8 protein-coding genes are annotated in these 21,366 nt (G+C 76.4%); all 8 read right to left on the reverse strand.

Annotated elements, in window-relative coordinates; all coding sequences use genetic code 11:
• Positions 1 to 82: 82 nt before the first annotated feature.
• Positions 83 to 14,296, reverse strand: coding sequence for a MupA/Atu3671 family FMN-dependent luciferase-like monooxygenase (locus ACFP3R_RS24265; protein ID WP_380638691.1), 14,214 nt, complete (start codon positions 14,294 to 14,296; stop codon positions 83 to 85).
• A gap of 12 nt (positions 14,297 to 14,308) precedes the next feature.
• Positions 14,309 to 15,661, reverse strand: a complete 1,353-nt coding sequence (locus tag ACFP3R_RS24270; RefSeq protein WP_380638692.1) for an MFS transporter — start codon at positions 15,659 to 15,661, stop codon at positions 14,309 to 14,311.
• Between the two features lie 47 nt (positions 15,662 to 15,708).
• Positions 15,709 to 16,257, reverse strand: coding sequence for a MaoC family dehydratase (locus ACFP3R_RS24275; protein WP_380638693.1), 549 nt, complete (start codon positions 16,255 to 16,257; stop codon positions 15,709 to 15,711).
• Positions 16,254 to 17,525: an aminotransferase class I/II-fold pyridoxal phosphate-dependent enzyme gene (locus tag ACFP3R_RS24280; protein WP_380638694.1), complete on the reverse strand. Its 1,272-nt coding sequence runs from the start codon at positions 17,523 to 17,525 to the stop codon at positions 16,254 to 16,256. The genes ACFP3R_RS24275 and ACFP3R_RS24280 overlap by 4 nt, the downstream gene beginning before the upstream one ends.
• Positions 17,522 to 18,382 (reverse strand): HpcH/HpaI aldolase/citrate lyase family protein, encoded by an 861-nt coding sequence (locus ACFP3R_RS24285; RefSeq protein WP_380638695.1) that lies wholly within the window; start codon positions 18,380 to 18,382, stop codon positions 17,522 to 17,524. The genes ACFP3R_RS24280 and ACFP3R_RS24285 overlap by 4 nt, the downstream gene beginning before the upstream one ends.
• A 3-nt stretch (positions 18,383 to 18,385) precedes the next feature.
• Positions 18,386 to 19,360, reverse strand: a complete 975-nt coding sequence (locus ACFP3R_RS24290) for a quinone oxidoreductase family protein (RefSeq protein WP_380638696.1) — start codon at positions 19,358 to 19,360, stop codon at positions 18,386 to 18,388.
• A 284-nt stretch (positions 19,361 to 19,644) separates the two neighbouring features.
• Entirely contained in the window at positions 19,645 to 21,069 is a 1,425-nt protein-coding gene (locus tag ACFP3R_RS24295; protein ID WP_380638697.1) for a WGR domain-containing protein, read from the reverse strand.
• A gap of 108 nt (positions 21,070 to 21,177) precedes the next feature.
• Positions 21,178 to 21,357, reverse strand: coding sequence for a hypothetical protein (locus ACFP3R_RS24300; RefSeq protein WP_380638698.1), 180 nt, complete (start codon positions 21,355 to 21,357; stop codon positions 21,178 to 21,180).
• Between the last annotated feature and the right edge of the window lie 9 nt (positions 21,358 to 21,366).

The following is a 21,366-nucleotide window of genomic DNA, read 5'->3' on the forward strand; positions in this document are numbered from 1 at the left end:
CGCCGGACCGCTCCGGCGTGCCCGCGGCGCGTCCCGGTGTGCCCGTGACCCGTTACGGCGCGTTCCGGCGTGCCCGCGGCCGTCACGGCGAGCGCCAGGGCCTGCCGGCGGGATTCTCGACCCCGGCGCTCAGGATCTCCACGAACCGCGTCGCCCAGGCGGCCACCGCGTCGGCGTCGAACAGGTCGGTGGCGTACTCCAGCACCAGGTCGAGCCCTCCCGCCGGGTTGGGCCCGACCACCCAGGTCTGCTCGGCCCTGGCCACCGGCAGGGCGACGTCCACCGGGACCGCCGGGAGCACCCCGGTCAGCTCCAGGCGCGGGGCCGGCGCGCCGCCGGAGTACCCGAAGATGACCCTCGGCGGGGTGCCCGCGAACGCCCCGCCCGCGGCCTCGCCCAGCACCGGCGCGGGAACGGACTGGAGCGCCAGCCGCTGCCACACCGCCTCGGTCGCCGCCGACACCAGCGCGTCGAAGCTCGGCACGCCCGCCACCGGGACCACCACCCAGGACGAGTGCGTGAAGACCCCCACGACGTCCTCGAAGCGGGCCTCCGGCCGGTTGGCCGCCCCGCACATCGACGCCGGCGCGGGGATGCCGGTCACCTCGTGGGCCAGCGCGGCGAAGGCCGCCGACAGCACCGCGAACGCCGTGGTGCCCCGGCGGGCCGCCAGCGCGTCGACCCCGGCCGCCAGGGCCGGCGGGAGGGTGGTCGTGCGGACCTCGCCGTTCCCGGTCGGGGTTCCGGCCCTCGGGCGGTCGGTGGGGAACAGCAGCGGTCGGGCCCCGACCGAGGTGACGTGCTCGGCCCACCGCGCGACGGCGGCGCGCGTGGCCGGGTCGGACAGGTGGGCCGCCTCCCACTCGGTGAAGTCGACGTAGGTGGCCGACGGGCCGGGCAGGTCGGGCGCCCGGCCGGCGAGGTCCGCGCGGTACAGCTCGCCCAGGTCCCGGACGAGGACCGTGGTCGACCAGCCGTCGCTGAAGGCGTGGTGCACCGCCAGCAGCAGTTCCGCGTGCCGGTCGGACACGGTGACCAGGGTGGCGCGGAACGTGCCGGTCCGGGTGAGGTCCGGCGCCTCGGCGGCGGCCGCGAGCACCGCGGCGTCCACCCCGGTCCCGGGGACCGCCACGACGCGCAGCGGCACCTCGGCCGCGACCAGCACTTCCTGGCGCACCTGGCCGTCGACCTCGCGCAGCCGGGTCCGCAGCGCCGGGTGCCTGGCCACCAGCGCGGTCAGCGCGCGGCGGAGGGCGGTGACGTCCAGCCGGCCGTGCAGCGCGAACCGCAGCGCGATCGTCAGCACGCCCGGGTTGTCGCTCGCCGCGGTCACCCGGAACCCGTGCCGCTGCCCCCACCCCGCCGGAGCCCCGACCTCGACCCCGGGTTCGGCCGGCCCCACCTGCGGCGCCAGCAGCGCCGCCAGGCCGCGCACGGTCGGCCGGCGCAGGAAGGACGGCACGTCCAGCCGCACGCCCAGTTCGGCGCAGATCCGGTTCACCAGGCGGATCGCGGTCAGCGAGTGCCCGCCCAGCTCGAAGAACGTGGCCTCCGGCGGCACCGACTCCCGGCCCAGCTCGGTCGCCCACAGCGCGCGCAGCCTGCGCTCGACGTCGCTCTCCGGCGGCGCGGGTTCGGCCGACGGGGAGGCGGGCGGGGAGGCGGGCGGCGGGGAGGCGGGCGGCGGGGAGGTAGCCGGCGAGGGTGCGAGGAGCGACGGCTCGGGCAGCGCGGCCCGGTCGACCTTGCCGTTGGTGGTCAGCGGCAGGGCGTCGAGGACGTGCCAGGTCGCCGGGACCATGTACGCGGGCAGCCGGGTGGCCAGCTCCGCGCGCAGCGCCGCGACCGCCTCCCCCGGCGCGGGAACCGCAAGCCCGAGAACCACGTACGCGGCCAGCCGCACCACGCCATCGGCCCCGGTCCAGGCCCGCACCGCCGCCTCCCGCACCCCGGGCAGCGCGGAAATCTGGTGCTCCACCTCCCCCGGCTCCACCCGGAACCCGTGCAGCTGCACCTGCCGGTCGGCGCGCCGCAGGAACTCCAGCTCCCCGTCGGCCCGCACGCGCACCACGTCACCGGTCCGGTAGGCGCGGTCCACGCCGGCGCCGGTGAACCGCGCCGCCTGCTCCGGGGTGGGCTCGGCGTACCCCCGGGCCAGCTGGACCCCACCGAGCAGCAACTCCCCCGGCACGCCCACCGGCACCCGCCGCCCGGCACCGTCGACCACCCGCAGCCAGGTGCCCGGGACCGGCCGCCCGATCGTCGGCGGCCCGTCCCCGGCAGGCACGACCCCGGCAGGCGCGACCCCGGCAGGCGCGACCTCGGTCCAGGTCGACACCACGGCCGCCTCCGTCGGGCCGTACACGTTCCACAGCCGGAACGGCGCCCCGACCGGGGGTCGGCGGCGCAGCACGTCCCCGCCGACGACCAGGTGCCGCAGGGCCACCGAGCCGTCCGCCGGCCAGTCCTGGTCGAGCAGCAGCTCCCCCACCGGGGTGGGCAGGAACGCGACGGTGACGCCGGTGTCCACCAGCCAGTCGCGCAGCCGCGCCGGGTCGTGGCGCAGACCGGGCGGGGTGACGTGCAGCGGCGCGCCCGCCCCCAGCGCCGGCCACACCTCGATCGCGGAGGCGTCGAACCCGGGGCTGGAGAACCAGGACAGCCGGTCGGCGGGCGTCAGCCCCAGGTCGCGGCTGTACCAGCCGATCGTGTTGGCGATCGACCGGTGCTCCACCAGCACGCCCTTGGGCTCCCCGGTCGAGCCGGAGGTGAACAGCACGTACGCCACGTCGTCCGGCGTCACCGGGTGGCCGGGGGCACCGGGGCACGCGGGCAGCCGGTCGACCGGGATCGTCGGCAGCCCACCGGGCGCCTCCGCGCCGGCGGTGGTGAGCACCGCCGCCGCCCCGGCCTTGCGGACCATGTGCGCCAACCGGGCCGGGGGCTGCTCCGGGTCCAGCGGCACGTAGGGCACCCCGGCGGTGAGCGCGCCCACCACGGCCGCCACCGCGTCCGCGCCCCTCGGCAGCAGCACCGCCACCGGCGTCCCGGCGGGCACGCCCAGCGCGGCGACGGCCCCGGCCACGGCGGCGGACCTGGCACGCAGCTCCGCGCGGGTGGTCACGCGCCCGTCGTCGACCACCGCCGCGACGTCGTCGGCCGGCCGGGCGAGCACCCCCTCGTGCAGCAGGGCCGGGCCGTGCGGCGGCGGACCGCCGTCGCAGCAGGCGTCGAGCAGGGCGGCGTCGCCGGGGGTCAGCACGTCCAGCTCGCGCAGCGGCCGGTCCGGGGCGGCCACCGCCGCGGCGAGCACCCGCCCGTAGGTGTCGAGGACGCGGCGGGCGGTGGGGGTCTCGAACAGGTCCAGGGCGTGGTTCAGCCGGCAGCGCACGGTGTCGCCGAGGTTGGTCAGGAACAGCACCAGGTCCACCGGCGCCCGGTCGACCGCCACGTCCACCAGGGTCGACCGCGCGCCGGGCAGGTCCAGCTCGAAGACGGCCTCGTTGTCGTACTCCACCACGGTGTCGAACAGCGGGTTGCGCAGCGGGTCCGGGTTGCCACCGAGCGCCCGCACGATCTCGGGGAGGGGCACCCCCCGGTGCTCCTGGGCGCCGAGCACCCGGGCCCGCACCTCCTTCAGCAGCTCGGCGAACGAGGCCCCGTCGTCGACCGCGATCCGCAGCGGCAGGGTGTGCACGAAGAACCCGACCGCCCGTTCCGCGCCCTCCGGCCGGTGCGCGAAGGGCGTGCCCACGACCAGGTCGGTCCGCCCGCCGAGCACCCGCAGCGCGACGGCCCACCCGGCGAGCAGGGCCATGAACGGCGTCACCCGGTGCCGGCGCGCCACCGCCCGCAGCGCCGCGGTCACACCGGGGTCCAGCTCGCACCCGACCGACGCGCCCCGGCCGGACGGCTCCCCCGGTCGGGGGTGGTCCTGCGGCAGGTCGAGTTCGCGCGGGGCGCCCGCGAGCAGTTCGGTCCAGTAGGACAGCGACCCCGCCGACGGCGGGCGGGGCGCGGGCAGCGGGTCCGGGGCGGGCAGGGCGGCCTCGACGCCGCCGGTGGCGGCCCGGTAGCAGGCGGAGACCTCCCCGGTCAGGACCGTCGCCGACACGGTGTCGATGACCAGGTGGTGCATCCGCAGCACCAGCAGGTGCCGGTCGGGGGCGAGGCGGACCAGGTAGGGCTCGAACAGCGGCCCGCGCGCCAGGTCGAACGGCGTCGTGGTCTCCCGCGCCACCACCCGCCGCGCCGCCTCCGCCACCGACGCGCCCGGGTCCTCGCGCACCGGCAGCGCCGGCCCGGTCGGGGCGGTGACGATCCGCTTCAGCTCGCCGCCGATGTCGTGGAAGGTCGACCGCAGGCCGTCGTGCCGGGCGGTGACCTCCGCCAGCGCCGTGCGCAGCGCCCCGGTGTCCAGCTCGCCCTCCAGCGCCACCACGATCGACTCGTTGTGGGTGGGGCGGCCGGGCAGGGTCTGCTCGACGTACCAGATCTGCTGCTCGGTCGGGCTGGTGCCGCGCACGTCGATAGTCGGTTCGGCGGGGGGCGGTTCGGCGGTCGGTTCGGCGGCGGTCGGTTCGGGGGCGGGGCCGGCGGCAGGCGGTTCGGCGGCAGGCGGCGCGTCGGCGAACATCGCGCGCAGCGCGTCGATCCAGGGCAGCCCGGCGGTGATCCGCGCGGGAGGGAGGCCGAAGTCCACGAAGCACGCCACCTCGTCCACGCCCAGCCCGGCCAGCGCGCGCACGATCGGCGCCGCGTCGTCCGGCGTGCCGATCAGCGCCCGGTCGGCGCAGTAGCGCTCGTAGGCGCGGGACAGCAGGTAGTCCAGGTCCTCGGGGTTGGCGCGGTCCAGGTCGATGGAGAAGCCGAGGCTGTTGGTCACCTGGCCGAACAGCGACAGCGACGAGCGCAGGTACGCGCAGAACGGCCCGAACGCCTCCGCGCGCACCCGCTCGGTGTCGTCGCCGAGGTAGGTGTGCAGCAGCAGCACCACCCGCCCCGCGTCGGGGTCGAGCCCGACCTCGGCCCGGGTGCGCCGGTAGAGGGCGATGTTGTCCGCCAACCGCGCCACGTCCTGCGCCATCAGGTTGGTGATGACGCCGAACCCGCCGCGCGCGGCCCGCTCGTAGCTCTCGGGGTTGCCGACGATCGCGGTGTAGAAGTCCGGTTCCGGCTGCACCGGGGTCGGGTACAGCCTGACCTCGACCTCCTCGCCGTTCCCGGCCGTCCTGGTGACCGCGTCGCCGCGCCACAGCGCGCGGATCACCTCCACGCCCTCGTACACGGCCTCCCGGTGCCGGCCGTACACCCCGGGCGCCAGCACGAAGTCCCGCGCGTGCCAGCCGCTGGCCACCCCGATCGACACCCGCCCGCCGGAGAGGTTGTCCACGACGGACCACTCCTCCGCGACCCGGATCGGGTCGTGCAGCGGCAGCACCACGCTGCCCGAGTGCACCCGCACCCGGCTGGTCTGCGCGGCGATCGCGGCGGCGAGCACGGACGGGTTGGGGAACACCCCGCCGAAGGAGTCGAAGTGCCGCTCCGGCAACCACACCGCGTGCAGGCCGCCGCGGTCGGCGAACCGGGCGGCGGCCAGGATCGCGGCGTACTTGTCGCCGCCGCGGTCGTGCGGGCTGTCGTGCGGGTAGTCGCCGAAGAAGTACAGGCTGAAGTCAGGGGTGGTCTTCCCGACCCCGGCGGGTTCCGCCTCGGCCGCACCGGTCCGGGCCGGGGTGCGCGGGATGCGCGGCGGCGCGCGGCGCGGTGCGGGCGCGGGGGCCGGCCCGCCCGGCAGGAAACCGCCCCGGCGCAGGTCGTGCAGCGAGTTGCGGACCGCGTCCACGACGAAGTCCACGTCCGCGTCGGTGTGCGCGGTGGAGAGGAAGAAGTTGCGCCACTCCCAGACGTGCACGCCCTCCAGCACCAGGTGGTGGAACAGCAGCTCCAGGTTGCCCCGGTGGGCGAACCGGAACAGCGAGCCGAACCGGTGCACGGACACCGGGAACCCCTCGGCGGCGAAGAAGTCGTTGAGCGTGGTGGCCAACCGCTCGGTGCGGGCGTTGACGGCCTGTTGCAGGCCGGGACCCCGGTCGCGCAGGTGGGTCAGGACCGCCTTGGCCGCGACCATCGCCAGCGGGTGCTGGATGTAGGTGCCGCCGAAGAAGGTCGTCTCGCCCTCGGGCACGCTGTCGTCGCCGTACCGCCAGAAGCCGCCGTCGACCCAGTCCATGATGTCGGCGCGCCCCGCGACGGCCCCGATCGGGTAGCCGCCGCCGATCAGCTTGCCGTAGGTGGCCAGGTCCGCCCTGACCCCGAAGACGCCCTGCGCGCCCTGCGGGTGCGGGCGGAAACCGGTCAGCATCTCGTCGAACACCAGCACGATGCCGGTCTCGTCGCACAGCCGCCGCAGCGCGCGCACGAACTCCACCGGCTGCCTCAGCGGGTACCGGCTGGGCACGGCCTCCAGCACGACGGCGGCGATCTCCCCGGCGTGCCGGCGGATCACGTCGAGGCTCGCCTCGTCGCCGTAGGGCAGCACCACCGACTCGGCCACCGCCGACAGCGGCACCCCGGCCGACACCGGCACCGTCCGGGGCACGTCGCCGCCCGCGGGCACGGGTCGGCCGAGCACCGGGTCGAAGTGCCCGTGGTAGGAGCCGTCGAAGGTGACGATCCTGGTGCGCCCGGTGTAGGCCCGCGCCAGCCGGAACGCCGCCGAGTTCGCCTCGGTGCCGGAGGTGGAGAACGCCACCCGGTCCAGGCCGGTCAGCTCGGCGAGCAGCTGGGCGGCCTCGCCGGTCTCCGGACCGCGCGGGCCCAGCCTCATGCCGTCGGCCTGGTGGGCGGCCACGGCGTCGGTGACGAAGTCCGGGTCGTGGCCGAACATCAGCACGCCGAAGCCCATGGTGATGTCGACGTAGGTGTTGCCGTCGACGTCTTCGAGGTAGGCGCCCCCGGCGCGGCGCGCGGCCAGCGGGTACAGCAGCTCCTTGGTGACGCCCCGGAACCCGACCACGGCCCGGCTGTCGGCCAGCGGGCGGCGGAAGCGCTGGGCGATCTCCTTGGAGGTCCTGGTGCGTGCGGTGTAGCGGGTGACGAGGTCGTCGAGGTGCGCGCGTTGGGCCGGGTCCAGGCGCGTACCGGTCATGCCGGAGCCCTTGGCGATCGTCGGGCGCGGGCCGAGCTGGGTGCCCTCCGCCGGGGGCGGTGGGGGTGGCGGGGTCGGCGGGGGTGGTGCGGAGGTGGCCGGGCTGCCCGAGAGCAGGGCCAGCTGCTCGGACATGATCCGGGTGAACCGGTCCATCAGGTTGAGCTGTTCCCGCACCACGGCTTCGTGCCCGGTGTCGGGCGTCGGCGGAGGCGGGGGTGTGGGGGCGGGTGCGGCGGAGGGCGGGACAGGCGCGGTGAGCAGGGCCGTTCCGGAGGCCGCCGGGGCGACTTCCGGGGGAGGTGCCGGCGCGGCGGGTGCCGGCCCGGTGGGTGCCGGCCTGGTGGGTGTCGACGCGGGGAGTGCCGATGCAGTGGGTACCGGCGCGGGGGTCGGCACGAGTTCGGCGCGCCGGTCGGCCGACATCCGCTCGGTGATCACCCCCGCCAGCCGGGCCGGGGTGTCGACCTCCTCGAACAGCTCCCGCATCGCCACCCGCACGCCGAAGGCGACCTCCAGCTCCCGCACCATGTTGATCATCAACAGCGAGTCGGCGCCCAGGTCGAAGAACGGCACGTCCGGGGCGATCCGGTCCGGGTCGTCGCCCAGGTGGCGCGCGGTCAGCTCGCGCACCCGGGTCAGTACCACCCCGTCCGGGTCGCTGCTCTGCACGACGGGCACGGCGGGCACGACGGGCACAGCGGGCACAGCGGGCACAGCGGGCACAGCGGGCACAGCGGGCACAGCGGGCACAGCGGGCACAGCGGGCGTACTCCCCTGGTCGACGGACGTGGTCACGGGCTCGGGCACCGGGTCGACCCAGTGCCGGGTGGGCCGGAACGGGTAGGTGGGCAGCGGCACGCGCCTGCCGCCGGGGGCGAGCGCGGCCCAGTCGACCTCGACGCCGTTGCAGAACAGGGCGGCCAGGCCGGGGACGACGGTGTCGGCGCCCCGGCGGCGCAGCGGCAGCCAGGTCGTGCCCGCCCACTGCCCGCCCAGCGCCGACAGCACCCCGGACGGGCCCAGCTCCACGAACGTCGTGTGGCCGTCCGCCACCAGCCCGTCGACCGAGCCGCGGAAGTCCGCCGTGCGCCGGGTGTGCGCGCGGACGTGGTCGGCGCCCGGCACCGTCCCCTCCGCGAGCACCACCCCGGTCCCCGAGTGCACCGGCAGGGCCAGCGGCCGCCACGCCAACCCGGCCGCCTGCCGGCCCAGCGCGTCCAGCACCGGGTCGACCGCGTGCGTGTGGAAGGCCCGGTCGACGGCCAACCGCCGGCACCGCACCCCGCGCGCGGTCAGCGACCGCTCCGCCTCCGCCACGGCGCCCGGCGACCCGCCGAACACGGTGTGCCCGGGTCCGTTGCGCACCGCCACCGACAGGCCGGCCGGGTCCTCCTGGACCTCGTCGAACACCGCCAGCAGCGCGCCCTCGGGCAGCGACTGCACCAGCGCCCCGCGCACGGCGGCCAGGTGCAGGGCGTCCTCCGGCGACAACGCGCCCGCGACCGCCAGCGCCGCGTACTCCCCCGCGCTGTGCCCGACCACGGCTTCCGGGCGCACGCCCAGCTCGGCCAGCAGCGCCACCTGGGCCAGCTGCACGGCCAGCAGCGCCGGTTGCAGGGTCGCGGTCGTCCACGCGTGCGGCTCGCCCAGCAGCGGCGGCAGCAGGTCGACGCCCCAGTCCCGGCGGTGCCGGTCGAGCAGCCCGCGGAGCACGGCCGCCGACCGGGGGTGCGCCAGCAGCGACGTCCCCGCGCCCGCGCAATCCACCCCCTGGCCGGCGAAGGCGAACACCAGCGGACCGGGGCGCCCGGCGACCCCGCGCGCCGACCCGCCCGACCGCAGCTCCCGGGCGGTCCCGGCGGCGTCCCGGCCCCACGCGACCAGCCGGTGCGGCAGCCGCCCGCGCCCCGCGCCCAGCGTGGTCAGCACGTCCGCCGGGTCGGCTCCGGCGAGCGCGTCGGCGGTGGCCTCGGCCAGCAGCGACAACGCCTCCGGTCCCCGCGCCGACAGCGGCACCACCCACGGCGCGTCCGGGTGCGGCGGCGGGGCTTCTTCGGCAGCCCCTTCCACAGCCCCTCCCGCAGCCCCTTCTCGGGCCGGCTCCGGTGCCTGCTCCAGCACGACATGCGCGTTTGTCCCGCCCACGCCCAGCGCGGTCACCCCGGCCCGGCGGACCCCCGGCAGCGGCCACGGCGTCGGCGCGGTGGGCACCGCGATCAGGCCGTCGTCCAGGCGCAGCGCCGGGTTGGGGGTGTCGAAGTTCGCCTGCGGCGGCACGGTGCCGGCGCGCAGCGCGAGCACCGCCTTGAGCAGCCCGGCCATGCCCGCCGCGCTGTCGAGGTGGCCGATGTTGGGCTTGACCGACCCCACCAGCAGCGGTTCCGACCGCCCGGCGAACGCCGCGCGCAGCGCCTCCACCTCGATCGGGTCGCCCAGCGCGGTCCCGGTGCCGTGCGCCTCGACGTACCCGACGGACCCCGGCTCAACCCCGGCCGCCGCGAGCGCGTCGCGCACCACCGCCACCTGCCCCGCGACGCCGGGCGAGGTGTAGCCGACCTTGGCCGCGCCGTCGTTGTTGACCGCCGACCCGAGGATCACCGCGTGCACGGTGTCGCCGTCGGCCAGCGCCGCCCCCAGCGGCTTGAGCAGCACGGCCGCGACGCCGTTGCCGCCGACCGTGCCGTCCGCGGCCGCGTCGAACGCCCGGCACGCGCCGGTGCCCGACAGGATCGACCCCGGCTCGTACCGGTACCCGGCGGCCCGGGGCACGTGCAGCGCCGCCGCGCCGGCCAGCGCCATGTCCGCGTCGCCCGCCAGCAGCGCGGTGACCGCCGAGTGCACGGCGACCAGCGAGGTGGAGCAGGCGGAGCGCACGGTCAGCGCGGGCCCGGTCAGGCCCAGCCGGTACGCCACGCGGGTGGCCAGGAAGTCCGGCTCGTTGCCGATCGCCACCTGGAGCGCGGCCAGCTGGTCGCCGGGGTCGGCGCCGCCCAGGTTCTCCCGCAGGTAGGTGCGCAGCGAGTACAGGGTCATCCCGGAGCCCGCGTAGACCCCGGTCCGGCCGGCCGCCCCGGCGTACCCGGCGTGCTCCAGCGCCTGGTGGCAGACCTGGAGGAACAGCCGCTGCTGCGGGTCGGTGACCGCCGCCTCGGCCGGGCTGATGCCGAACAGCTCGGCGTCGAAGCCCGCGATGTCGTCGAGCGCGCCGCTGACCGGCACGTACGCCGGGTCGTCCACCAGGGGCGCGGGCAGGCCCGCGGCGATCAGCTCGTCCCGGCTGAACCGGGTGGTGCTGACGACCCCGGCGAGCAGGTTCTCCCAGTACCGCTCCAGGGTCGGCGCGCCGGGGAACCGGGCGGCCATGCCGATGATCGCGACGCGCCGGTCACGCTCGACGCCCCGGCGGGGACCGGTCGGGCGGGTGCCGGTCAGCTCGGTCAGGTGGGCGGTCAGCGCGGCCTCGTCGGGGTGGGCGAACAGCGCGGTCAGCGGGAACTCGCGGCGCAGTGCCCGCTGGAGCGCGGCGTGCAGCCGCACCAGGCCGAGCGAGCCGAGGCCCGCCTCGTGGAACGGGGTGTCCGGGGCGGTGCCGATCGGCAGGACCCGGCGCAGGGTGTCGCGCACCAGCCTGCGCACGCCCGCCGCGCCGGCGGTCGGGCGCTCGGTGGTGCGCACCGGACCGGGCGCGGGCGCGGCCGCCCTCCCCGACTCCCCCACCCCCTCCTCGGCCGGCACCACGGGCAGGTCGACGCCGAACGCGTCGCGTCCCGGCGCCCCCGCGCCCTCCAGGGGTTCGGCGGGCAACATGCGCCGGGCGGCGGGGTTGGCCCGGTCGACGCCGAGCAGGATCGTGCCCGGCGGCTGGTGCAGCGCGGCGGTGAACAGGGCTTTCCCGTCGGCGGCGGTGAAGTCGAGCAGCCTGCCCCGGTTGGCCGCCGCCCGGTGCTCGTGCTCCGCGTTGAGGCCCGTCGACCGCCACAGGCCCCACACCAGGGTGTGCACCGGGTGGTCCGCGCCGAGGTGCTCGGCGACGGCCTCCAGGTACCGGTTGCCCGCCGCGTAGGTGCCCGAGGCCACCGCCGGGAACCAGGCCAGCAGGGAGGAGAACGCGATCAGCCCGCTGCCCGGCCGCCGCCGGACCACCTCGGCCACCGCGAGCGACCCGGCCACCTCCGCCCGGGTCCGCGCCCGCCACCGCTCGGCCGTGGTGTCGGCCAGCAGGGCGGACTCGTAGGTCCCGGCCAGGTGCAGCACCCCGGCCAGCGGCTCGCCCCACGCCGCCTCCGCCTCGACGACGGCCGCCTCCAGGCCGGCCGCGTCCGCCACGTCGACCCGCGCGTAGCGCACGTCGGGACCCAGCCCGTCCAGGTCGACCGCCGGTCCCCGGCCGACGACCAGCAGCCGCAGCCCCAGGTCGGGCAGTACCACCCGGCCGATGCCGCCCAGCCCGCCGGTCACCAGCCAGCAGCTGCCCGGTCCGGTCGCCGGGGACGCGTCCGGGACGGGCTCGACCGGCTCCAGCGCGCGGACCAGCGGCCGGTCGCGCCAGGCGATCACCGGCTCCTGGTGCACCCAGGTCAGCGCCTCCGCCAGCAGTTCCGGGTCGTCGTCCCGGCCGGGCAGCTCCAGGTGCCAGGCGCGCAGCTCGGGCCGTTCCAGGGCGGCGGTGGCGGCGATCGACGAGGTCAGCGCCGCCGCGCACCCGCCCGCCCGGCCGACGGTGACCAGCTCGCCCGCCCAGCCCGCTCCGGCCAGCCGGGCGACGAGGTCCAGCACGGGGGTCGACGCCCGCTCCTCGTCGGGGCCGGCGGGCAGGACCAGGACGTCCGCGTCGAGGTCGTCCGGGTTCAGGCGGTCCGGGTCCAGGGCCCGCGCGCCGGGCACGGCGGCGACCAGGGCCGGGTCGCCGACCACGCGGACCCGGCCGGGCGAGCGGCCGGCGGGGAACGAACGGGGCGTCCACACCGGGCGGTGCAGGGCGTCGGGCAGGGTGGTGCGGGCCGCTTCCGCCAGCTCGACCGCGCGCACCCGGTCGTCCAGCTCGCCGCGCAGCAGCCTGCCGCGCATGGCCGTGCGCTGGACCTTGCCGCTGGTGGTCTTGTCGAAGGCGTCCCGGTCCACGGCCACGAGCAGCACCGACACCAGGCCGAACCGCTCGGCCAGCCGCCGCCGGACCTCGCCCACCACCCGGCCGGTCAGTCCGGCGGCGGGCACGAACACCACCGCCAGCCGCTCGCCGCCGTCCGGCGCGGGCACCCCGAAGGCGCCGACGAAGCTCGTCGCGACCCCCGGCAGCGCCCCCACCACGTCCTCGATCTCGTGGCAGTAGTAGTGGACGCCGTTGTTGATGATGATCTCCTTGGCCCGCCCGGTGATCGTCACCCGGCCGCCGGCCACGAACGCGAGGTCCCCGGTGTCGAACCAGTCCCCGTCGGGGAACGCCTCGACGTTGGCCCCCGGGTTGTCGAGGTAGCCGGGGGTGACGCGCTCCGAGCGCCCCTGCAACCGGCCGATCCGCAGCTCCGGCAGCACGGTCGTCCCGTCGGACCCGGTGACGCGGAACTCCGAGCCGGGCGCGGGGCGGCCCATGCTCAGGAACGTCGAGCTGCCCGCGACCGGCTCCGCGAGCAGTTCCAGCCCGCCGCCCCCGGCCTGCCGCACGTGCTGCACCGCGTCCGGGCCGAAGGGCTGGTAGGTGATCGCCGTGCACGTCTCGGCCATGCCCCAGGCCAGCAGCACGGTGTCGGCGGTCACCCCGAACCGGGCGGCCGCCGCCACGAACCGGCGCATCACCGGTTCCGTGCACTGCTCGCCCGCGTTGACCAGCGCGCGCAGCGGGGTCAGGTCCCAGGTGCGCGCCGGGTCGGCGGTGGCGAGCGCGTCGGCGACCAGGCCGAACCCGAAGTTGGGCGACCAGCTGTGCTGCGCCCGGTACTCGTGCAGCAGGTCCAGCCAGCGCAGCGGGTCGGCCAGCACGTCGGCGGTGGGCACGTGCACGTTGTCGCAGCCCAGCACCACCGGGCCGAAGTGGTACATGACGACCCCGGCCACGTGGTCGAGCGGCAGCCAGTTGACGAACACGTCCCCGGTGGCCATCCGGCTGACCTGCCGCGCCGCCTGCGCGTAGCGGACCAGGCCGCGGTGGGTGACCTGGATGACCTTGGACCTGCCCGTGCTGCCCGAGGACAGCTGGAGCACCGCCACCTCGTCGGGCTCCGGCCGGCGCACCTCCGCGACCGGTTCGGCGGCCGCGCACGCGCCCAGGTCGAGCACCCGCATCGAGGTCAGGCCGGACCGCTCGGCGTGCCCGCGCAGCCCGGCGACGGTGGCGCCGCCGGAGAGCACCACCGGTTCGCCCAGGTCGCGCCAGGCGTGCTCCAGCTTGTCCAGCACCGCGGTGCGCTCGGCGTAGGTCGCGGACTGGGCCACCGCGACCGGGCGGACGCCGCCGAGCAGGCACGCCCACAGCGCGGTGAGGTGCTCGGCCAGCGAGGGCGTGTGGAGCACCGCCGCGTCGCCCGCCGCCAGCCCGGCCGCGCGCAGCCCGGCGAGCGTGCGCCGGGCCCGGTCCAGCAGCTCGGGGTAGGTCAGCACCCGGGCGGCGCCGCGCTCGACGACGTGCACGCCCCGGTCCGGGTGCCGCCGGGCCGCCGCGAGCAGCGCCTCGACCAGCGTGGCGGGGTCGTCCTCGGCGAGGTCCGGGGCGTCGCCGGCGGTCAGCGAGGGCGGCCCGGTGAGGTCGGCGCCGACGACGTCGTCCAGGGTGGGGGGAGGGCCCGCCACCCACTGCGGGGGCAAGTCGACGAACTCGGCCAGGTGCCGCCGCCCGGTCGGGGGTGGTGGCAGGGGCACCGGGGTGGTCACCGACTCGGGCACCGGCAGCCGCCGCAGCGCCGCCTCGTCGGGCTCGCCGTCGCGGTCGCGCGGGATCGACGAGAGCGCGGAGACCAGCAGCGGCCGGGGGTCGCCGTCGAGCGCGCCCAGGGCGCTCACCACGCGGCGCACCCGGTCGGGCGCCACGCCCGGTCGTGGCACGACGTGGGCGACCCGGACGGTGCGGCCGTCGGTGGTGGTCGCGACCAGCACGGCGACGTCGGCCACCAGCGGGTGACCGGCCAGGGCGATCGGCGAGGTGTCGGGCACGGCGGTCCCCCGTCAGTTCGCGGGTCGGGGCGGGTCGGCGAGGTGGGGCAGGTCGGTGGGGTGGGACGGGTCCTCCGCGCGGTGCGGGCCGGCGGGATGGGGCAGGTCGGCGGGATGGGGCAGGTCGGCGGGGTGAGGCGGGTCCGCGGCGCGGCGGACCGTCAGGGCCAGGTACCCGGCGGCGAGCACGACCACCAGGCCGTGCATCAGCGCGGCGACGCCCCACGGCGTCCACACCTCCAGCAGCCCCGAGGCGACCAGCAGGCCCAGGCCCAACCCGGCGTTCTCGGCCATCGCGGTCAGGCCGAAGAACCACCCGCGCGCCGGGTCCGGCTCGGCCTGCACGCGGGTGGTGTAGGTGATCTCGGTGACGCCGTCGGCCAGCCCCGCCACCAGGGCGACCAGCAGCACCCACGGCTGCCCGATGCCGCTGAACGCCGCGATGAACGCCCCGGACATCACCGCGGTGCCGATCACGAACGCCCACTCGTCGTGCCGCCGACCGCCCCGGTGGAACCGGGACACCAGCCGGTGCGCGGCGACCAGGCCGACCGCCCACGCCGCCCAGAAGTTGCCGACGAACGCCGCCGGGTCGGCCGGGTGGAGCCGGGTGGCGTGGATCGGGATGCCCACCTGGTGCGAGGCCGAGCCGAACGCGTCCACCGAGCGGATCGCCACGACGGCCGCCACGGCGGGGGCGGCGGCCAGGGCCGCGAGCACCAGCCCGCGCCGCTTCGCCGGTCCCGGTCCCGCCCCCGGCCGGGTGGCCGCCCGGCCGGGGAAGCGCAGCGCGACCGAGGCCAGCACCAGCGCGGACAGGCCGAACGTGCCCGCGTTCACCAGGAACGCCGAGGTGTAGCCCACCCAGGTCACCAGGACACCGCCGGTGGCGAACCCGAGCGCCATCGCCACCGCGCGGCCGGTGACCAGCAGCCCGTTGGCGCGCAGGCGGTGCTCCGGGCCGACCAGGTCGGGCACGCTCGCCCGCAGCAGCAGCTGGCTGGTGGTGCTCAGCGCCCCGATCGACACCGCCACCACCGGCAGCAGCGACACCCGCGCGTCGTCCGGGGACAGCGCGAACACCACCAGCACCCCGGCCTGCACCAGGTCGCAGGCGATCATCACCGGGCGGCGCGGCAGCCGGGCCGCCACCGCACCGCCCACCAGGCCCGCGACGAACCCGGTCGCCATCCGCAGCACCAGGAACAGGCCGGTCGCCACGGCGCTGCCGGTCGCCTGGTAGACGAACAGGTTGAGCGCCACCATGTTCAGGTAGCTGCCGAACGACGAGGCCGCGGTACCCCCGACCAGCACCCGGAACCGGTGCAGGTCGCCCCCGTCCACCCCCGCCGGCCCCCCGTCCACCCCCGCCGGCCCCCCGTCCACCCCCGCCGGCCCCCGGTCCGCCACGCTCAGTACCCCGCGGTGCGGTGCGGGTCCGCCTCGCGCGTCGGCACCAGGAAGCTGCGCTCGAAGGTCAGCACGACCTCGCCGGTCGACTTGCGCCCGATCGTCCGGCACCGCGCGATGCCGTGGCCCGGCCTGCTCTCCGACAGCCGCTTGTCGGTGATCTCGCTCTCCGCGTAGAGGGTGTCGCCGACGAACACCGGCGCGGTGAGCCGAATCCGGTCCCAGCCCAGGTTCGCGATCGCCTTGCCGCTGGTGCTGCGCGCGGTCATGCCGCCGACGATGCTCAGCGTCACCAGGCTCGACACCAGCGGCCTGCCCCACTCGCCCTGCTCGCTGAACGCGGCGTCGATGTGCAGCGGGGAGTCGTTCATGCTGAGCACGGACATGAGCACGTTGTCCATCTCGGTGATGGTGCGGCCGGGCCGGTGCTCGATCACCACCCCGACCTGGAGGTCCTCGTAGCAGAACCCGACGACCTCGCGGAACCGGTTCTCCCCCACCTGCCGGAAGCCCACGGGGTGCTCCGGCGGCACCGGCGGTCCCCCGCTCATCGGGCGGTGGCCGGGGTCGCGAGCAGGTCCCCGACGTGCCCGGCGAACGCGGTGATCTCCTCGGCGGGCAGGTCCGCGCGGACCATCACCCGCAGTCCCGCCTCGCCCCGGGGCACGATCGGGAAGAAGACCGCGGAGCTGTAGTAGCCCCGCCGGTACAGCTCCGCCGACAGCTCCACGGCCCGGTCCGCGTCGCCGACGTCGATCCGGCGCACCGGCAGGCCGTTGCCCGCCAGCGGCGTGGGCAGCAGGCGGTCGAACAGGTCGAGGTTGGCGCGCAGCGCGGCCTGGAGCTCGCCCAGCTCCGGCGAGCGGTGCACCGCGGCGCTGCCGAGCGCGGCCCCGATCGTCGGCACCGACACGTCCTGCGACCAGCCCAGCGGGCCGCCGTGGCGGGACAGGAACTCCGCCTTGCGCCTGCTGTCGAGCAGCGCGACCCCGCCGCCGCTGCCGAAGCCCTTGCCCAGGCTGGACACGATCGTGGTCAGCTCGCCGACCTCGGTGCGGGAGCGCACGTACCCCTCGCCGCGCTCGCCCACGATCGACACGGAGTGCGAGTCGTCGATGAACAGGTACAGCCCGTACCGGTCCTGGAGCTCCAGCAGCCCGTCGAGCGCGGCGGCGCCGCCCATGGAGTACGCGCCGTCGCCGACGTAGGCGACGCTCGGGTACCTGCGGCAGGCGTCGGCGAGGAAGTCGAGGTCGTTGTGGTCGCAGGTCAGGACCAGGCTCTCCTCGGCGCAGATCGCCTTGACGTAGGACATGGAGAAGTGCGCGAACCGGTCGAAGACCATCACCCTCGGCCCGCCCGGCGCCAGGTGCCCGGACGCCACCAGCGGCAGGATGCCCGCGGTGGCCGCGGTGCACGTGGTGGCCAGCAGGACCTCCGCGCCGAACAGGTCGCGCAGCTCCTCCTCCAGCCTGCCCTGGATCGTCGGGCGGATGCGGGTGGTGGAGGTCATCAGCTCGATGGTCCCGGTCTCGCGCAGCGCGTCGATCGCGCCCTCCAGCACCCCGGGGTGCCGGTTGAGCCCCAGGTACGAGCAGGACACCATGTTCGCGAACGCGTGGCCGGTGCCCGGCACCACCAGCCGGTTGTTCGACTCGTGCTCGACCTGGATGTCGATCAGCCCGTGGTCGGCGGCGGCCTGCCAGACGGGGTCGGAGTTGCGCACCAGGGCGCTGCTGTTGCGGAAGCGGCGGGCTCCCCGCACGTCCCGGCTCCGCCGGGGATCGGGCGCCTCGGCGCCGGCGGTCGTCTCCGTCATGGTGTGCGCGTCACGCTCCCGGTGTGGGTGAGGGGTCCGAACTCGGCGAGGAGGCGCTGCGCCGCCTCGAAGAACGGTTTGCCGACCATGCCGCCGTCGACCGTGGTGACGCCGTCGCCGCTGCGCAGCGCGGCCTCCACCACGCGCGTGGCGTGCGCCAGCTCGGCGGCCGTCGGGGTGAACGCCTCGGTGATGACCGGCAGCTGCTCGGGGTGCAGCGCGATCTTGCCGCTGAACCCGAGCTGCTTGGCCAGCAGCGATTCCCGGCGCAGCAGCGCCCGGTCGGCCAGGTCGAAGGTGGGTGAGTCGATGGCGTGCAGGTCGTGCGCCCGCGCGCTGTTCACCAGCACCGACCGGGCGTGCGCCAGGGGGTCCCAGGCCGGGCCGATGCCGAGCGCGGCGGCGTAGTCGGCGGACCCGAAGATCAGCGCGCACAGGCCGTGCCCGGCAGCGGCGATCTCCGGCAGCCGCTGCACGCCCAGCGGGGTCTCGATCACCGCGAACAGCGCGGTCGGGCCGCCGAGCACCCCGGCGACGATCTCCAGGTCCCTCGGGGACTCGACCTTGGGCACGAGCACGACCTCCGGCGGCACCGGGAAGTCCCGCAGCGCCAGCAGGTCCCGCACCCCGTCCGGTTCCACGACCGGGTTGATCCGCACCGCGCAGCGCACCGGCAGGCCCCTGGCGGCGGTGAAGAACCGCACGGCGGACCGCCGGGCCTCCTCCTTGCGCGACGGCGCGACGGCGTCCTCCAGGTCGACCAGGCAGATGTCCGCGCCCGAGCCGTGGCAGGAGGCGAAGCGCTCCGGCGCGGTGGCGGGCGTGCACAGCACGGTCCGGCAGTAGCGGCTGAACATCGCTCAGCCCACCTCCCGCACGTCGACGAGCACCTTGCCGACGGTCTGCCGGGCGGCGAACGCCGCGTGGGCCGCGCCGACCCCGGCCAGCGGCACCACCCGGTCGATCCGCGCGGTCAGCGCCCCCGCGCGAGCCAGGTCGAACAGCGCGTCGGCGATGCCGGTGAGCAGCGCCCGGTCGTCCACCACGTGCCGCATCCAGAACCCGGCCACCCCGACCGAGCCGTCCACCAGCTCCTCGGTGCCGACGTCGACCCACCCGCAGCCCGCCGCGCCGCCGCGCCAGCCGTAGGACACCAGCCGCCCGAACGGCGCCAGGCCGCGCAGCGCCGCCCTCGCCTGGTCGCCGCCGGTCCCGTCCACCACGAGGTCCGCGCCGCGCCCGCCGGTCACCGCGCGCAGCTCCCCGACCTGCTCCGGCGCGAGCACGACGTCCGCGCCGAGTTCGGCGACCACCGCCCGCTTGGCCGCCGTGGAGGCGATCCCGACCACCGGTTTCGCGCCCATCGCCACCGCGAGCTGCACCGCCAGGTGCCCGACGCCGCCCGCCGCGGAGGTCACCGCGACCGACTCGCCCGCCCGCAGCCGGCCCGCCAGGCGCAGCGCGCCGTAGGCGGTGGCGCCCTGCTCGAAGAGGGCCACGGCCTGCGCGTCGTCGAGGTCGTCGGGCACGGGCACGCAGTGCGCGTCGACGGCGGCGGCCACCCGGGCGTACCCGCCGCCCCGGCGCAGCAGCGCCACCACCCGCCGCCCGTCCCGCCGGCGCCGCCCGACCACCTCGACCCCGAGCACGGCGGGCAGCGGCAGTCCTGGTTCCGCGCCGCGGCGGTGTTCGAGGTCGTCGAAGTTGACCCCGGCCAACGAGACGTCGACCAGGCTCGCGCCCCGCGGGCACCGGGGTTCGTCGACCTGCTCCACCCGCAGCGCTCCCGGCCCGCCGAACCGGCGGAGGACGACAGCGGCCATCCGTGCGCTCACCGGCGGGGCACCCCCTCGACCAGGTGTGGCTCGGACCACACCGATCGAACATAACCGCCGCCGCGTTCGGCGGGCAACGCCGCGGGGAATCGTGCGCACGGGTTGCCGATGTGACGGCGCGGTGGCGCTTCCCCGCCCGAACGGCGGGCCGGTGGGGGCGGAGTGGCGGTGGTGCGGCCGATCGGCTCAGCACCCCGCCGCCACTTGCCCGCTTCGGCGTGGCCGAAACGGCGGCACCCCCTGCCCCGCAACCGGGTACGGGGCAGGGGGTGCCGCCGGGGCGCTCAGCGGAGGCGCTTGATCTCGCCCCGGGTGCGGTAGAACGACCCGCCGGCCGAGGTGAGCACCTCGGAGACCAGGTACCGGGCGCCGGGCACGCGGATGTGCTTCGGGAACTGCACGCCCCACGAGCGGTCGTACCCGTCGGAGACCACGTGCACCCTGATCCGGCCGCCCTCCCGCACGCACTCCACGACGACGCCCTCACCCGGGGCGACGTGCGAGACGACCTCCACCTCCGCGGTCGCCTCGACGCGGGCGATGCTGCCGGCCTTGATGTCCTGGCGCGGCGGGAGCTGCCCCTGCTCGGCCGAGCGCACGGCGGCCGGGCCGGCGTCCAGGCAGGCGAGCGACCCGTTCGTGGTCACCAGGTAGAGCCGCTCGTCGCGGTACTGCATGGAGAACGCGGAGCCGCACCCGGTGGCCAGCTTCCACAGCCGGGTCCCGTCGGCGGCGAAGCAGTACACCGAGGAGTGGTTGTCGCCGGCGAAGACGAACTCGCCGTCGGGCGAGGTCGCGCAGGAGAACACGGGCGCGTCGCAGAGGTAGTCGGCCGTCTTGCGCCCGTCGGACTTGCGGAACCGGTGCACCCGGCCCAGGCTGGTGCCCGCGAAGACCTCGGTGCGCTCCTGCCAGCCGAAGAGCACCTCCCCGACGGTGTCGGCGTGCCAGGCCCGGTGGCCGCGGCCGGTGTAGTGGGTGACGCCGCCGGAGTGGCCGTGGAAGACGCCCTCGGGCGCGCACCGGACCATCCAGGCGTTGTCGCCGTCGGCGGGGCACGACCACTGGAACTCGTCCTCGTGGTCCACCACGGTCACCCGGCCCTGCCGGTCGGACACGCCCAGCACGCCGTCGTGGATGTCGAGCCAGTAGATGTCGACGTCGTCCGCGATCTCGTAGGCCACCCGGGGCACCTTGGCGCCCAGGTCGTACACCTGGCCGTCGTCGCACCCCGCGTAGATCCAGAAGCCGTCGGCCACGATGCACTTGACCGCGTCGGGCAGGCCGAAGCGCCCGGTGACCCGGCCGTCGTGGGTGAGGGTGTAGACGTCGCCGTTCTCGTTGCCGACCCAGGCGTGGTCCTCCCCGATGAAGATGCCGAACGCCGGGGCGCCCGAGGCGAACTGCCACAGCACCGGCGCCTGGCGGGCGGTCGAGCGGGTGCTGACGATCTGCCGCCGGCTCACCGACCGGCGTTGGCGCGCGCCCTTGACGGCGGGGGCGTAGCCCTTGCGCACCTTCTCGCCGATCTTCTTCTCGGCCGCCTTGAGCGCCTTGGCGTGGTCGGCGAAGGTCGCGCTCCTGACCTGCCCCTGCTCCCCGATGCGCCCGTAGGTGATGGTGACCTCGGTGTCGTCGACCCGCACCTCGTAGAACTTGTGCGCGCCGTCCCCGGCCTCCGACAGCTCCAGGTACGTCGTGGCAGACATGCGTTCGCTCCCCCTTCACGTGAACTGCGCCCACGCTATCGGGGGGCACCGACAAAACCGGCGCGGCGCTGGACCACCGGCGGGTTCGGGCCGCGCCGGCGGTGTCGGTCAGACGAGCGCCAGGTACTGGGCCGGCGGGCCGTTGCCGGCGCTGTTGTGGACCGGCACGGTGGCGCGGGCCGGCATGTCGGTGGTGTCGGGGTCGGTGACGACGGTGAAGGTGGTGGCGGAGGTGGGTTCCTGGGGGGTGCGGCTGTCGTGCGAGTCGGCCGACTCGCACACGACCACGCCGTAGGT

The sequence above is a fragment of the Saccharothrix lopnurensis genome (assembly GCF_042658445.1).
Lineage (GTDB): Bacteria > Actinomycetota > Actinomycetes > Mycobacteriales > Pseudonocardiaceae > Actinosynnema > Actinosynnema lopnurensis.